This window comes from Ruegeria sp., assembly GCF_028066395.1.
GTDB lineage: Bacteria > Pseudomonadota > Alphaproteobacteria > Rhodobacterales > Rhodobacteraceae > Ruegeria.
This window is the reverse complement of sequence record NZ_JALCBM010000006.1, coordinates 91,105-104,841: the sequence shown is the minus strand read 5'-3', so window position 1 is coordinate 104,841 and position 13,737 is coordinate 91,105. Positions and strand designations below refer to the sequence as shown.

Here is a 13,737-nt window from a genome sequence, read left to right as displayed (position 1 = left end):
GCATGGGAGCTCCGCTGAAATCTTGGCAGGTTACCTTGTCTTGTCATGCGGGGATTCGGGATTCAAGTTGTCGCTGGAAACACTCTGGAGCTTAGAAGGCCATTTTGCCTCCCACGTATTGTACCAGCCATGTGAATCATGCCATTTCCTGCTCTCTTCAACCTGTAAGAGAGTTTGCAAAAAATATTTGACAGTCAATAAAACATGGAGTCTAACAGTAATTGCAAAACCTGATTCGCAACGCGTTTCAGAAAAAGGGTGGAGAGTCAATGAATTGATTCCTCACCCTTTTACTTTTGATAAGCTGCGCCAGATATTACCCACTCACCTCACTGGTACAAGATATGGTAGTGATGGGGAAAATGCCGGTTGACTCCATCATTGTGGCACAACTATGTTCGAGCTACCTGCAAGGACTGTAGGTGGAGACGCGTTGTGAATCAGGTTTTGCAGCTTAACAGCGCGTCTCCTTAATTTAACTGTAAAGGAGACGGACATGAACTTTCATGCCGCTACTAAGCCAATTGGAACAACCGCGCGAACTGGGCAGAAGTGCCCTGAGAGTGGAGTGTGGAAGTCGATGGACTCCCCATCAACTACCGCCCCAATCGCAAAAGGAAACGTGATGCCCCCACACAACGGCCGGGCAGTTACTTGGAAACTTATTCAGCACGCGTAAGTTGCTTCAAAATTGAAAGGCGCCTTGAACCGGGCGCCTTTTTTTATCGTCGGAGGATCGGATGGCAAAGACACGGGTTCTGGTGGAATTCGGCATGGGCACCTCGCTGCGGCGCGAGGATTATACCGAGGCCGCCTTGCGCGCTATCAAGGACGCGCTGTGGCATAACTCGGTCAATATGGCCGAGCTGTTCGGCTTTCCAAAAGAGGCGATGATCATTGATGCCGAGATTGGCGTTCAGCAGCCGGATCAGGTGGATGTGGAAAAGCTGAAATCGATTTTCCCCTACGGGCAGCCCAATATCACCGTCACCCAAGGCGGCCTGGATATTGAGAAACCGCATATCGCAGGCCGCACGGTGATCGCCAACGCCGCCCTGATCGTGTCCTTTGATATGGAGCCCGCACAATGACCGAAAAACGTATCATTCTGGAAATGGGCACCGGCAACGATCTGTACGGGCAGGATTACACCAAAGCGGCCCGGCGGGCGGTTCAGGATGCGCTGCATCATTCCTCGATCACCCTGTTTTCCAAACTGGGCATTGACCATGCAGAGATGCGGGTCGAGGTGACGATCGGGGTGCAGGACCCCGAGGCGGTGGATTGCGATCTGGTGGCCGCCGATCTGCCGCGGGGCAGGGCGACGGTGCGCGCTGTCAGGGGCGGGCTGGACGTTACCGATGCGCAGGCGGGCACGCGCCATGTGGTGGCAACCGCCGCGATCGAGGCATTCCTGCCGGATCAGACCGGCAAATACGTGCAAAGCTGACAAAGAAAAAGCCGCTCGGACGAGCGGCTTGTCTTATTCGGTCAACCTGATCGGGGATCAGATTTTTTCGATATCCGCGCGGCACAGGCCGATATCTTCCAGCTGAGTGTCGCTGAGATCCGACAGCGCCTTGCGCGTCTTGCGTGAGGTGTTCCATTCAGCGGCATTGCTGAAGACGTTGGTGAACGCGTCCACTACGTGCAGGATGGTAGCTGCTCCGAGCGGCGCATGGATGTTTGCGGTGGTTGCCATGTGCGCAGTCCTTAATGTGAAACAGCCGACCCGTTGTCGGTTGTGAGGCTCATCTAGGACCTTCCGCCGAGACCCACAATTGACAGTTTGACAGCCCCGATCTGCATTTTTTGCATATCTTTCGGGTGGGTTGCGCCGCTTGCCTGCCCGGCCCATATAGGATGCCAGCAAAAACGGAGGCCCCAATGGCAGACAGCGATTTTCCCGGTTGGCATGGCACGACGATCATTGGCGTCAAGAAAGGCGGGCAGGTGGTGATCGCCGGGGACGGACAGGTCAGCCTGGGCCAGACCGTGATCAAGGGCACCGCCCGCAAAGTGCGCCGCCTGTCGCCCGGCGGGTTCGAGGTAGTCGCAGGCTTTGCCGGATCAACCGCCGACGCCTTTACCCTGCTGGAACGTCTGGAAGCCAAGCTTGAGGCAACCCCCGGCCAGTTGGCCCGCGCCTCGGTCGAGCTGGCCAAGGACTGGCGCACCGACAAATATCTGCAAAAGCTTGAGGCGATGCTGATCGTCACCGACGGCACGGACCTGCTGGTGATCACCGGCGCTGGCGACGTGCTAGAGCCGGAACACAACGTGGCCGCCATCGGATCGGGCGGCAACTTTGCGCTGGCCGCCGCGCGGGCGATGATGGACAGCGACAAATCGGCAGAACAGGTCGCGCGCGAAGCCATGGCCATCGCCGCCGATATCTGCGTTTACACCAACGGCAATCTGACGGTCGAAGATATCTCAGGCCAGTAGCGCCGAAATCTCTTTGCCTTTCCAGCGGCGGTGCATCCCGATCAGGCCCAGCACCGCCGTCAGGATGACGATGTAATAGGGCATGCGGATGTCGATGCTCATCAACCCGCCACCGATCAGCGACATGACCCCACCGGCCAGACAGAACACCGCCGTGGTCACGCCCATGACCCAGCCCTGATCCGCCTCGCTGACCGAGGAGGAGAACAGGCCCAGCAGGGTCGGGTAGGACACGCCGAAGAAGAAATAGAAGAAAAAGACGGGAATGTAACTCAGCACGCCGCTGGGGCTGAACGCAAAGCCCAAGCCGCAGATCACCATGATCACCAGTGAGGTGTAGATGATCCCGTGCTTGCTGAACCGTTCCTGCGCGGGTTTGACCAGGAATGTGCTGGAAAACGCCAGCGCAAAGCCGATCACCACCATCGCCATGCTGCCGCCGATCACGCCATAGCCCCAGGCGCTGGTCAGGAAATTGTCGACGAAGACGTAGAAGGTGACGTTGGCGATCATGAACAGGGAATAGACTGGCAGGATTTTCAGAACCATCGGGTGGCCGCGCACGGCGATCAGACTGTCGGTGATGTCGCGGGGGCGGAACACAAAGGGTTCACGCTCGGTCCTTGTGTCTTTGAAATAGGTCATCACAAGGAAAATGGCGATCAGTACCAGCACAAAGGCCCCGTAGAACGGCGTTTTCAGGGTGGCATAGCTGCCCAGCAGGGCTGCATCGGACAGGACCGCTCCGATAATCGGGCCGCCGACAAGGCCAAAGCTGACCCCGGTGACAATGTATCCCATATTGCGGTCGCGATCCGCCGCATCGGTGCTGCCATCAATCATCGCCGCCTGCGCGATAGGCTGGTTCCCAGCGGTAAACCCGGTGATCGACCGCCCGAGGATCAGCAGAACAAGGCTGTTCATGTAAAGCGCCGCGATGGTGACGGCATACCCGGCCAGCGCCCCACCCAGACAAACCAGCAGCGCATTCTTGCGCCCGATGGAATCCGAGACCTTGGAGACATAGACCACGCCCAGAAACCAGGACAGAAAGAAACAGCCAATCACCAGCCCGTAATAGAAATGGCGGCGACCCTCAGGCGTGCTGTCGGGCAGGAAACCGGATTTGGTCTCCATGATCAGGGAATTGATGATGGGGAAAACCAGCCCTTGCCCGATCAGGTCGACGAAAACCACAAACAGCAAGGTGATCTTGGCAATCTTGGTCATGCAACTCGTCCCTGTTTCCAACACCTTGGACGAGTGTAGCAGATATGCGCCGCGTCACCTAACGGCGGGGCCAGAGGCCGGGCGGAACCCGGCCTCGGCCAAACATTACTTCAGCGCTGCAACGCCCAGCGGAACGCCCGCAACCTCGCACCAGATGTACACTTCGTTATAGCCCGAGATATCCATGGTCGGTGGCACCGCATAAGATTGCTTGCCGGTCAGGTGCAGCAGCGCGCCCAGCTTGCTGTCGGGGTCATAGGTGCCGTCCTTGCCAAAGGCCACCCGCGGGTCGGGGCCACCGTCCAGCGAGAAATCCTCGCCCAGTTCCACGATATAGCGGTCGCCATTCTTGACCAGCTTGACCGAGCCGGTGTTGACGTGGTTCGAGCGGCCCTCGAAATGGCCCTTGTGGCCTCCTGCCAGTACAGGGCTGGTGCTGGCCAGGGTCAGCGCGGCACCGGTGGCGGCGGCACTCAAAAACAGCGAACGGCGAGTCATCATGATCGTAATCTCCAAATACAGATGCAGGCAGGTTTGCCCGTCGCCGCCGTTTATGGCGCAGGTCGGGATCACGTGGCGATTCACATCATCACGAATTTCCGTGTGGTTTTCGTGTGTTGGCGTGAGTTTTCCGTGATCAGCTTGTGTTTTTCCGCCTTATGATTAGGTTCCGGTGCGAAACAAACGGATAGAACACTTATGACCGACCTGACCCCGCGCGAGATTGTCTCGGAACTGGACCGCTTCATTATCGGGCAAAAGGATGCCAAACGCGCCGTGGCCGTGGCCCTGCGCAACCGCTGGCGGCGCAAGCAACTGGCCGATGACATCCGGGATGAGGTCTATCCCAAGAACATCCTGATGATCGGCCCCACCGGCGTCGGCAAGACCGAAATCAGCCGCCGTCTGGCCAAACTGGCCCGCGCGCCCTTTATCAAGGTCGAGGCGACCAAGTTCACCGAGGTCGGCTATGTCGGGCGCGACGTGGAACAGATCGTGCGCGATCTGGCCGACGCCGCCATCATCCAGACCCGCGAATACATGCGCGAAGACGTCAAGGCCCGCGCTCATCAGGCCGCCGAGGACCGGGTGATCGAAGCCATTGCAGGCGAGGATGCGCGCGAAGGCACGCGCGAGATGTTCCGCAAGAAGCTCAAGGCCGGGGAACTGGACGACACCGTGATCGAGCTGGAGCTGACCGACAGCGCCAACCCGATGCCGATGTTCGACATTCCGGGTCAGCCGGGCAGCCAGATGGGGATGATGAATCTGGGCGATATCTTCGGCAAGGCCTTTGGCGGGCGCACCGTCAAGAAACGCATGACCGTCGCCGAAAGCTATGACGCGCTGATCGGGGAAGAGGCCGACAAGCTGCTGGATGATGAAACCGTCAACCGCGTGGCGCTGGAGTCGGTCGAACAGAACGGCATCGTGTTTCTGGACGAAATCGACAAGGTCTGCGCCCGGTCCGACGCGCGCGGTGGCGATGTCAGCCGCGAAGGCGTGCAACGCGACCTGCTGCCGCTGATCGAGGGCACCACTGTCAGCACCAAGCACGGCCCGGTGAAAACCGACCATATCCTGTTCATCGCCTCGGGTGCGTTCCACATCGCCAAACCGTCGGATCTGTTGCCCGAACTGCAGGGCCGCCTGCCGATCCGTGTGGAACTGCGCGCCCTGACCGAAGAGGATTTCGTGCGCATCCTGACCGAGACCGACAACGCCCTGACCCTGCAATACACCGCCCTGATGGGCACCGAAGAGGTCACGGTCAGCTTTACCGAAGACGGCATTGCCGCGTTGGCCCGCATCGCGGCGGATGTGAACCAAAGCGTCGAAAACATCGGCGCTCGGCGGCTTTATACGGTGATGGAGCGGGTGTTCGAGGAACTTTCCTTCACCGCACCCGATCAGGCCGGGGCCGAGATCACCGTGGATGCGGGTTTCGTGAATGACAATCTGGGCGAATTGACCAAGTCCACCGACCTCAGCCGTTACGTTTTGTGATCGAACGGGGCCGGTTTTCGCCGGTCCCCGGATCGCAGGGCTGGACGCCGGGTGCGAATTGGGTAGCGTGGGCGCGAAACCATTTCGGGGTGGCCCGTGTTGCGCTATCTGATCCTCTGTCTGACCTGTCTGTCCCTGACCGCCTGTGTGGACCGGTCGGTATCCGAAACCCTGCCCGAGGCGCTGCGGGTCGGCACGCCCGCCACGGTCTTTGCGACCACCACCCGCGCGCGCGAACCTGACGGCAGCTATGGCTCGCGCCGGGCCGAGGCGTTGAGGTATCTGGAACTGACCGTCTCGATCCCGCCAAGCCACACACCCGGAGAGCTGGAGTTCTCTTACGCCGACCCCAACCCCAACAAGCAATTCGTGCTGGCGGATGTGACCGAGTTCTCGGGCCCTCAAGACCTGAAATCACGGCTGCGCGGGGTCGAGGATGTGATCCTGTTCGTCCATGGCTATAACGCGACGCAGTCCGAGACCGCCTTTCGCGCGGCGCAGCTGACCCATGATATCGGCATCCCCGGCAGCACCTTCATCTATTCCTGGCCCAGTCAGGCGCGCGGCACCGGTTATGCCTATGATCTGGACAGCATGCTGTTTGCCCGCGACGGGCTGGAAACCACCATCCGCAATCTCAAGGCGATGGGGGTGAAACGCGTGGTTCTGATGGCGCATTCCATGGGCGGCGCCCTGTCGATGGAGATGATGCGTCAGGCCGAATTGCGCGAACCGGGCTGGTCGAAACGCAATCTGGAGGGGGTCATCCTGATCTCGCCCGATCTGGATGTCGATCTGTTCCGGTCACAGATGAACAGCATCAAGTCACCGCCCGATCCTTTTGTCGTCATGGTGTCGAAGAAAGACAAGGTGCTGAACCTGTCGGCACGACTGCGCGGTACGGCGGACAGTCAGCGGCTGGGCAATATCACCTCGGTCGATGCGCTGGCCGAATATCCGATCAATGTCATCGACACCACCGCGTTCAACAGCGATGCGGGGTCGTCGCATTTCGTGGCCGCAACATCACCCGCCTTGCTGGCCATCCTCAGTTCGGTCCGCAGCGTCAGCAGCACCTTTGGCCCGGACCGACCCGGGATTGACGTGCTTGCCCCGCCCAGCACGCGCAACCCCGATGGCGCGACCGAGATCGTTCTGACCGAAACCGGGCAGGCGCAGGTCAGCGCCCCGTGACGGGGTTCAGCCTGCGACGCTATTTGATCGACAACGCCCAATGGCTGGGCGCGGGGGCGCTGCTGACCTTTCTGTCCAGCTTTGGGCAGACCTTCTTCATCTCGATCTTCGCCGGGGAAATCCGCGCCGAATTCGGGCTGAGCCATGGTGCATGGGGCGGGATCTATTCGCTGGGCACAACCGTGTCGGCGCTGGTGATGATCTGGGCGGGCGGGCTGACCGACATTTTTCGCGTGCGGGTTCTGGGGCCGGTCGTTCTGGCGGGTCTGGTGCTGGCCACATTGGCCATGGCGCTGAACAGCTGGGTGTTTCTGCTGCCGCTGGTGATCTTCCTGCTGCGCCTGTTCGGGCAGGGGATGAGCACTCATCTGGCGCTGGTCGCCATGGCGCGGTGGTTCATCGCCACGCGCGGCAAGGCGCTGTCCATCGCCTCGGCCGGTTACGTGTTGGGCGAGGCGCTGCTGCCGCTGATCTTCGTCGCCGCCATGGCGTTTCTCGACTGGCGCTGGCTGTGGGTGATTGCGGCCGGCATCGCAGCACTGGGTATCCCAATATTGATGCGGCTGCTGCAGCAGGAGAGAACCCCGCAAATTCTGGCCGACGCCTATTCCGCGACCGGCATGCAGGACCGTCACTGGACCCGGCGTCAGGCGCTGCTGCATCCTTTGTTCTGGTTCATGGTGCCCTCGGTCATGGCCCCGTCTGCCTTTATCACCGCATTCTTCTTTCATCAGGTCCATCTGGCCGAGGTCAACGGTTGGCAACATATCCAACTGGTCGCCCTGTTCCCGGTCTTTACCGGCGTATCGCTGCTGGCGATGTTCGCGGCAGGCTGGGCGCTGGACAAATGGGGGACGGCACGGATCATGCCGTTTTATCAGCTTCCTATCGCGCTTGGGTTCGTCATCCTCGCGACCACGGATTCGATTGGCGGGGCGATGATCGGGCTGATCTTCATGGGGCTAACGGTGGGGGCCAACAACACTTTGCCCAGCGCGTTCTGGGCGGATTTCTACGGCACCCGCCATATCGGTGCCATCAAGGCCATGGCAACCGCGTTTCTGGTGCTGGGATCAGCCATCGGGCCGGGGCTGACCGGAGTTCTGATCGACTATGGCGTACCGCTGAGCACACAATTCCTGTGGATCGCAACGGTCTTCGTTCTGGTCTGCCAGCTGGTCTGGATCGGTGTCAGTCGGGCGCGGCGCGAATTCTAACGGGTGCGCCGCAGATAGACATAATAGGCCCCGTCACCACCATGGCTGATATGGGCCGGGGTGACCTGCAACACCGCCTGCGCCAGCGGCGGCAGGGACAGCCATTGCGGCACCTGATTGCGCAACACACCGCGCGGGGTGGGGATCGGGCCGGGCTCATCCCGGTCCTTGCCCTTGCCGGTGACCACCAGAACCAGCCGCTTGCCCTGCGCCTGCGCCATCAACACGAACCGGATCAGCGCCGGATGTGCCGTGTCGACACGCATCCCGTGCAAATCCAGCTTGCCCTCGGGCTTTAGCTTGCCGCGTTTCATCCGGCCAAAGGCCTTGGTATCCATCTGCACCGGGCTTGCGCGCAGCCCCTCGGTGATGGACGGTTTCAGACTGTGGCGCGCTGGATGTGCCGGTGCGGTCTGGCCCAGCTCAAACGCCTCGATCCGGGGTTTCGGCGTCTTGGTCGGTTTTGGCTTGGGCAGGGTGGTCGGGTGAACCGTTGGTGGAAGTTCGGGATGCAGACGCTCGGCCTGTTTGGCGACCTTGCGCCACAGGTCGATCTCATCTGCGGTCAGTTTGCGCCGTGTCATCAGAATTCATCCGGCAGCAGGGCATAGGCGCGCTGGATCGGCAGCAGCAGGATCATGCGACCGGGGTCTTTCAGACGGCCCGCCGCGCTACCCGCATCATCGCCGGTGCCGAAAAAGATATCGGCCCGCTGCGCCCCCTTGATCGCCGCGCCGGTGTCCTGCGCAATCATCAACCGGCGCATCGGATCTTTGCCGTCCTTCTCGACCCAGACCGGCGCGCCCAGTGGCGTATAGGCCGGATCGGCGGCAATGCTGCGCATCGTGGTGACGGACCGGTTCATCGCGCCCAGCGGGCCGAATTCCGGGGCCACGCGGGTGACTTCGCGGAAGAAGACGTAAGAGGGGTTGTGGAACAACAGTTCCGCCCCCGCCTCGGGGTGTTTGCGTACCCAGGACCGGATCATCTGTGCGCTGACCTGATGCGCGCCCAGCGCCCCACGCCGCACCAGTTCGGCCCCGATCGAGCGATAAGGATGCCCGTTCGCCCCGCCATACCCCACGCGCAGGGCGCTGCCATCGGGCAGGCGGATACGGCCCGAGCCCTGGATTTGCAGGAAGAACAATTCAACCGGATCATCGACCCAGGCGATCTCCAGCCCTCGGCCCTGCATGGCCTCACCGGTCAAAATCTCGCGACGGCTGAGCCACGGCCCTTCGGCCCGCGCCTCGGGCGGCATTTTGTATAAAGGGTAGCGGTAGGTTTCGGTGCGGGTTTTCGACCCGTCCAGTTCCGGCTCAAAATAGCCGGTGAACAGCGCGTCCTTGCCGTCTTCGACCAGAACGGGACGGAAGAACAGTTCAAAGAACGACCGGGCGGCCTCGGGCTCATATGACCGGGCCACGGCGCACAACGCCTGCCAGTCCGGGTCTTTCAGATCGGCACAGGTGTTCAGAAAAACCCTAAGGGCCGCACCGTGATCATCCTCGGCCCAGCCATCCAGATCTTCAAACGACAGGATGGACCGCGTCGCCTCGGCTCCGGCGGCGCTGGCGGCGGTCATCGCGCCCACCAGAAAAAGCGACCGGAGTGCTGCAATCATGCGTCCGTGGCGACAAGCAGCCAGTTCGGATCATCCGCGCCCATGACACGGGCAAAGGTCCAGCTGTCCTTTTGGCGTTTGACGGTGTTGGGGTTGCCTTCGATGATATCCCCGCCGCGATCCCGCACGACCGAGGTCAACTCACCAATAAAGCGCATCGTGATCTCGGCCTGATTGCTGTCCTTGTCGAAAGTCACATCTGCAAGGGTGGTTTCGCGCACCCCGACAAACTCGGCCTCGATGGTCAGGCCCTGATCCTCGCGATCAGCCACGACCGAGACGAAGGAATCGAACACCTCTTCCGACAGGAAGGGCTGGATTTCGTTCAGGTTGCCCTTTTCGAACCCCATCACGATCATCTCATATGCACCGCGCGCGCCCTGCACGAATTCGCTGACGGAAAATCCGGGCTCGATCCGCTTCATCGCGGCAAGGATTTGCGCCTGCTCGCTGTCTTCGGGAACGTGGTCGGTGATGTCATGATCCGGGCCGCCTTCGATCACCTCGAAATCGCGGCGCGACTTGCTGGCGTCCGGCTGCTGCTGCAGCGGCGGCTTTTCAAAACCTTCACGGGTACCCAGCACGCTTTTCAGGCGCAGGATCAGGAAAACGGCAATTCCGGCCAGGACCAGCAACTGGATCATCGGTTCGTTCATTTCATCCTCTTTTCAGACCGCGACTTTGTATACGCGGCCTCATGCCACTATGTAGGTGACAGTTCGTGGCAAGTCCACATCCCGGCCTATGCTAAAGGATACCCTAAATGTACCTGTTTCTGGCTTTTTTATTGGTCCCGATCATCGAGATCGCCCTGTTCATTCAGGTCGGCGGTCTGATCGGGCTGTGGCCAACGCTTGCAATCGTGGTTCTGACCGCCGTTTTGGGCACCGCCCTGGTGCGGACACAAGGTCGCATGGCGCTGGCCAATCTGCAGCGGTCTTTCGCCGAACTGGACGACCCGACCGAGCCGCTGGCCCACGGTGCAATGATCCTGCTGTCGGGCGTCCTGCTGCTGACGCCCGGGTTCTTCACCGATGCGGTGGGCTTTGCCTTGCTGGTTCCCGGCATCCGGGTGACGGTGTTTCGCTATCTCAAATCCAAGGCGACGATCACCCATTTCCAGATGGGCGGCGGCGCACAATTCCGCGACAGCAGCGCGCCTTTTGATCACGGCGACGTCATCGACGGCGAATTTTCCGAAGTTCGGCCGCGTAAAAACCCCGAGACGCCCTCGAAATGGGTGGAAGGGCCACCCCGGCATTGAGGTGCCCCGCCCAACTTGCTAAGCAGTGGCGGATTTTATTTTTGGAGTAGTTCGATGGCCGACGAAAACGCCACAGAAAACACCGCGGCCCAGGCCGCCCCTCAGGTTCAAATGCGCGTTCTGGGGCAGTTTGTCCGCGACATGTCCTTTGAAAACGTGATGGCGCAAAAGGGCGTGTCGGGTGACGTTCAGCCCGAGATCGCGGTTCAGGTGAACCTGGACGCGAAAAAACGCCCGACAGACCATCAGTTCGAGGTTTCGGTCAAGCTGAACCTGACGTCGAAGGCCAAAGGTCTGGATGACGTCCTGTTCCTGTTCGAGATCGACTATTGCGGTCTGTTCCACATCGAAGGTGTACCCGAAGATCAGCTGCATCCCTTCCTGATGATCGAATGCCCGCGGATGCTGTTCCCGTTCCTGCGTCGCATCGTCAGCGACATCACCCGCGATGGCGGCTATCCGCCGGTGAATCTGGACAATATCGACTTTGTTGCACTGTATCGCAACGAGTTGATGCGCCGTCAGGCGGCACAGGCCGAAAAGACCGAAGCCTGAGTGTTCGGTCCGCGCCTGGCAGTGGTCAGGCGCGGGTCCACAGGGCGTCTTCGCCCAGCTTTTCCACAAAGTCCTGATGTGCGGCCTGTTCAGCCTCGGTAATCCGGCTGGGCAGCGGCGTGGGGCGTGGCGACGGGCGCCAATCCTCGGCCCCGCCTGATGTGCCCGCCGCCGATGAAGACAGCCCAAAATCCGGCTGCCGCCCGCCGATCAGTTCCAGATAAACCTCAGCCAGAATTTCCGAGTCGAGCAAGGCCCCGTGCAGCACCCGGTTTGAATTGTCGATGCCAAAGCGACGGCAGAGCGCATCCAGCGAGGCAGGTGAGCCCGGAAACCGTTTGCGCGCAATGGCCAGCGTGTCGATGGCCTGATCCATCGGGATCAGCGGCACGCCCATCCATTTAAGCTCTGCGTTCAGGAACTTCATGTCGAAGGACGCGTTGTGGATCACCAGCTTGGCGTCACCGACAAAATCACGGAACCCCTGACCGACCTTGGCAAAGACCGGCTTGTCCTTCAGCGTGACCTCTCCCTTTTCGGCCGGGCGCGGAGGGTCCAGCAGGTCTGGACCGATGCCGTGCACGCCAAACGCCTCATCCGGCATTCCACGTTCGGGGTTAATATAGACGTGATAGGTTTCGCCGGTGGCCACGTGGTTCCACAGCTCGACCGCGCCAATCTCGACGATCCGGTCGCCGCTTTCGGGGTCGAATCCGGTGGTTTCGGTATCGAGTACAATCTCACGCATCTGCCAGCCCCGCCCTGATCTGCCTGACCACATCTTGCACCTGCGCGCGGGCATGGTCCAGCGTGTCGGTGACGATCACGAAGTCCGACCTTTCGCTTTTTTCCTCATTCGGCATCTGCTTGGCGCGGATCTGTTCGAACTGCGCCTCGGTCATCGTGCCACGCGCCATCACGCGGCGTTTCTGTTCACCCTCGGGGATCGAGACACAGGCCACCGCATCCATCGCCGCATCCCCGCCGGTTTCAAACAGCAAAGGGATGTCGAAGACCAGAATATCTGCCGTCGCTGTCTTGCGAAACGCAGCCCGGTCGGCAGCGACCAGTGGGTGTACGATTGCCTCGATGGATTTCAGCGCGGCGGGATCGGCTGCGATGATCTGCTTCAACGCCTCGCGGCTGACCTCTCCATCAACAACGGCGGACGGAAAAGCCGCACCCATCGGCCCGACCGCCGCGCCATCCTTTGAATAAAGCCGATGCACCGCCGCATCAGCATCCCACAGCGCGCAACCTTCATCCACGAACATCCGTGCCGTGGTGCTTTTGCCCATCCCGATCGAGCCCGTCAAGCCAAGCGCAAAGCTCATGCCAGCGCCGCCGCGCGGGTGTAGGCGTCAACCTCGGGGCGCTGGCCGAACCAGCGTTCGAACCCGGGCACCGCCTGATGCAGCAACATGCCCAGACCATCGACGGTGGTACATCCGGCCTCTTCCGCCTGCTCCAACAAGCGGGTTTTCAGCGGCGCATAGACCAGATCGGTGACGACGGCCCCGGGCTGCAACCCGTCCAACGGCACACGCAGTTCCGGTTGGCCCTGCATACCCAGAGAGGTGGTATTGACCACCAGCTCGGCATTTTCGATGACATTCCCGGCCTGCACCCAATCGACCACGGAGATGCGCTGGCCGAATTCCTCTTTCAGGTGATCGGCGCGGGTGCGGGTGCGGTTGGTCAGCAGGATCTCGGGCACGCCAGCCTGCGCCAGCGCCTGCAACACCGCGCGGGCCGCACCGCCGGCACCAAAGACCACCGCAGGCCCGTCCGCCGGGTTCCAGTCGGGCGCACCGCTGCGCAGGTTCTCCATAAACCCGTACCCATCAGTGTTGTCCGCATGGATCGAGCCATCCTGACGAAATACCAACGTGTTCGCCGCGCCAATGACCGAGGCGCGATCCGAGACATGATCGGCCAACCGCAACGCTGCCTCTTTATGCGGCACAGTCACATTGGCCCCGACAAACCCTGCCTTGGGCAGAGTGCGCAGAACCATTTCCAGATCGGCGGGGGCCACATCCAGTGGGATATAATGCCCTGCAATCCCGTAGGTTTTCAGCCAATGCCCATGCAGCTTGGGCGAGCGGGAATGGGCCACTGGGTGCCCGATAACACCGGCCAATGGGATGTGGTGGTCCGTCATTGATCAATCACTCCGTTCACGGCCAGAAAATTCA

18 protein-coding genes are annotated in these 13,737 nt (G+C 60.8%); 9 read left to right on the top strand and 9 right to left on the bottom strand.

Annotated features, from left to right (window positions below; genetic code table 11):
* From MPJ51_RS03880 to MPJ51_RS03870, 3 genes are all read left to right on the top strand, one after another.
* Nucleotides 1-373: hypothetical protein (locus MPJ51_RS03880; protein ID WP_298382013.1), on the top strand; the 373-nt coding region annotated here is incomplete at its 5' end.
* Nucleotides 374-740: 367 nt separating this feature from the next.
* A complete protein-coding gene (locus tag MPJ51_RS03875; RefSeq protein ID WP_298382010.1) occupies nucleotides 741-1,091 on the top strand; it encodes a Lin0512 family protein in 351 nt (116 codons plus the stop codon).
* Complete coding sequence (locus tag MPJ51_RS03870) at nucleotides 1,088-1,450, top strand: Lin0512 family protein (protein WP_298382007.1); 363 nt, start codon at nucleotides 1,088-1,090, stop codon at nucleotides 1,448-1,450. The genes MPJ51_RS03875 and MPJ51_RS03870 overlap by 4 nt, the downstream gene beginning before the upstream one ends.
* A 57-nt stretch (nucleotides 1,451-1,507) precedes the next feature.
* Here the strand turns inward: MPJ51_RS03870 and MPJ51_RS03865 are convergent, their stop codons facing one another.
* Nucleotides 1,508-1,702, bottom strand: a complete 195-nt coding sequence (locus tag MPJ51_RS03865; RefSeq protein WP_298382004.1) for a DUF1127 domain-containing protein — start codon at nucleotides 1,700-1,702, stop codon at nucleotides 1,508-1,510.
* A 185-nt stretch (nucleotides 1,703-1,887) separates the two neighbouring features.
* On the opposite strand from MPJ51_RS03865, the gene hslV reads away from it, so the two are divergent.
* Entirely contained in the window at nucleotides 1,888-2,448 is a 561-nt protein-coding gene (hslV, locus tag MPJ51_RS03860) for an ATP-dependent protease subunit HslV (protein ID WP_298381999.1), read from the top strand.
* On the opposite strand, the gene MPJ51_RS03855 is transcribed toward hslV, so the two are convergent.
* Both MPJ51_RS03855 and MPJ51_RS03850 read right to left on the bottom strand, forming a co-directional pair.
* Nucleotides 2,437-3,678: an MFS transporter gene (locus MPJ51_RS03855; RefSeq protein WP_298381996.1), complete on the bottom strand. Its 1,242-nt coding sequence runs from the start codon at nucleotides 3,676-3,678 to the stop codon at nucleotides 2,437-2,439. The two genes, hslV and MPJ51_RS03855, sit on opposite strands and share 12 nt — an antisense overlap.
* Nucleotides 3,679-3,783: 105 nt before the next feature.
* A complete protein-coding gene (locus MPJ51_RS03850; RefSeq protein WP_298381993.1) occupies nucleotides 3,784-4,179 on the bottom strand; it encodes a DM13 domain-containing protein in 396 nt (131 codons plus the stop codon).
* Between the two features lie 198 nt (nucleotides 4,180-4,377).
* Between MPJ51_RS03850 and hslU the strand changes: the two genes are divergently transcribed.
* The 3 genes from hslU (at nucleotide 4,378) to MPJ51_RS03835 (ending at nucleotide 8,096) form a co-directional block, all read left to right on the top strand.
* On the top strand, nucleotides 4,378-5,685 hold the full coding sequence (gene hslU / locus MPJ51_RS03845) for an ATP-dependent protease ATPase subunit HslU (RefSeq protein ID WP_298381991.1): 1,308 nt from the start codon (nucleotides 4,378-4,380) through the stop codon (nucleotides 5,683-5,685).
* 96 nt (nucleotides 5,686-5,781) lie between these two features.
* On the top strand, nucleotides 5,782-6,879 hold the full coding sequence (locus MPJ51_RS03840) for an alpha/beta fold hydrolase (RefSeq protein WP_298381988.1): 1,098 nt from the start codon (nucleotides 5,782-5,784) through the stop codon (nucleotides 6,877-6,879).
* Nucleotides 6,876-8,096: an MFS transporter gene (locus tag MPJ51_RS03835; protein ID WP_298381983.1), complete on the top strand. Its 1,221-nt coding sequence runs from the start codon at nucleotides 6,876-6,878 to the stop codon at nucleotides 8,094-8,096. Before MPJ51_RS03840 ends, MPJ51_RS03835 begins: the two co-directional genes overlap by 4 nt.
* Here MPJ51_RS03835 and MPJ51_RS03830 read toward each other — a convergent pair.
* Genes MPJ51_RS03830 through MPJ51_RS03820 form a run of 3 tightly spaced genes read right to left on the bottom strand, consistent with a single transcriptional unit; the run spans nucleotide 8,093 to nucleotide 10,376 of the window.
* Nucleotides 8,093-8,680, bottom strand: coding sequence for a Smr/MutS family protein (locus MPJ51_RS03830; protein WP_298381980.1), 588 nt, complete (start codon nucleotides 8,678-8,680; stop codon nucleotides 8,093-8,095). The two genes, MPJ51_RS03835 and MPJ51_RS03830, sit on opposite strands and share 4 nt — an antisense overlap.
* Nucleotides 8,680-9,720: a murein transglycosylase A gene (locus MPJ51_RS03825; RefSeq protein WP_298381978.1), complete on the bottom strand. Its 1,041-nt coding sequence runs from the start codon at nucleotides 9,718-9,720 to the stop codon at nucleotides 8,680-8,682. The genes MPJ51_RS03830 and MPJ51_RS03825 overlap by 1 nt, the downstream gene beginning before the upstream one ends.
* Nucleotides 9,717-10,376 carry a Tim44/TimA family putative adaptor protein gene (locus MPJ51_RS03820; RefSeq protein ID WP_298381976.1) on the bottom strand — a complete coding sequence of 220 codons (660 nt, stop codon included), beginning with the start codon at nucleotides 10,374-10,376 and terminating at the stop codon, nucleotides 9,717-9,719. The genes MPJ51_RS03825 and MPJ51_RS03820 overlap by 4 nt, the downstream gene beginning before the upstream one ends.
* 107 nt (nucleotides 10,377-10,483) lie before the next feature.
* On the opposite strand from MPJ51_RS03820, the gene MPJ51_RS03815 reads away from it, so the two are divergent.
* Both MPJ51_RS03815 and secB read left to right on the top strand, forming a co-directional pair.
* Nucleotides 10,484-10,984, top strand: coding sequence for an FxsA family protein (locus tag MPJ51_RS03815; protein ID WP_298381974.1), 501 nt, complete (start codon nucleotides 10,484-10,486; stop codon nucleotides 10,982-10,984).
* A 54-nt stretch (nucleotides 10,985-11,038) separates the two neighbouring features.
* On the top strand, nucleotides 11,039-11,539 hold the full coding sequence (gene secB / locus MPJ51_RS03810) for a protein-export chaperone SecB (RefSeq protein ID WP_298381971.1): 501 nt from the start codon (nucleotides 11,039-11,041) through the stop codon (nucleotides 11,537-11,539).
* Between the two features lie 25 nt (nucleotides 11,540-11,564).
* On the opposite strand, the gene dnaQ is transcribed toward secB, so the two are convergent.
* The 3 genes from dnaQ to MPJ51_RS03795 are packed head-to-tail and all read right to left on the bottom strand — an operon-like array spanning nucleotide 11,565 to nucleotide 13,703.
* On the bottom strand, nucleotides 11,565-12,287 hold the full coding sequence (dnaQ, locus tag MPJ51_RS03805; RefSeq protein WP_298381968.1) for a DNA polymerase III subunit epsilon: 723 nt from the start codon (nucleotides 12,285-12,287) through the stop codon (nucleotides 11,565-11,567).
* Nucleotides 12,280-12,873: a dephospho-CoA kinase gene (coaE, locus tag MPJ51_RS03800; protein WP_298381964.1), complete on the bottom strand. Its 594-nt coding sequence runs from the start codon at nucleotides 12,871-12,873 to the stop codon at nucleotides 12,280-12,282. Before coaE ends, dnaQ begins: the two co-directional genes overlap by 8 nt.
* Nucleotides 12,870-13,703: a shikimate dehydrogenase gene (locus MPJ51_RS03795; RefSeq protein WP_298381961.1), complete on the bottom strand. Its 834-nt coding sequence runs from the start codon at nucleotides 13,701-13,703 to the stop codon at nucleotides 12,870-12,872. The genes coaE and MPJ51_RS03795 overlap by 4 nt, the downstream gene beginning before the upstream one ends.
* Between the last annotated feature and the right edge of the window lie 34 nt (nucleotides 13,704-13,737).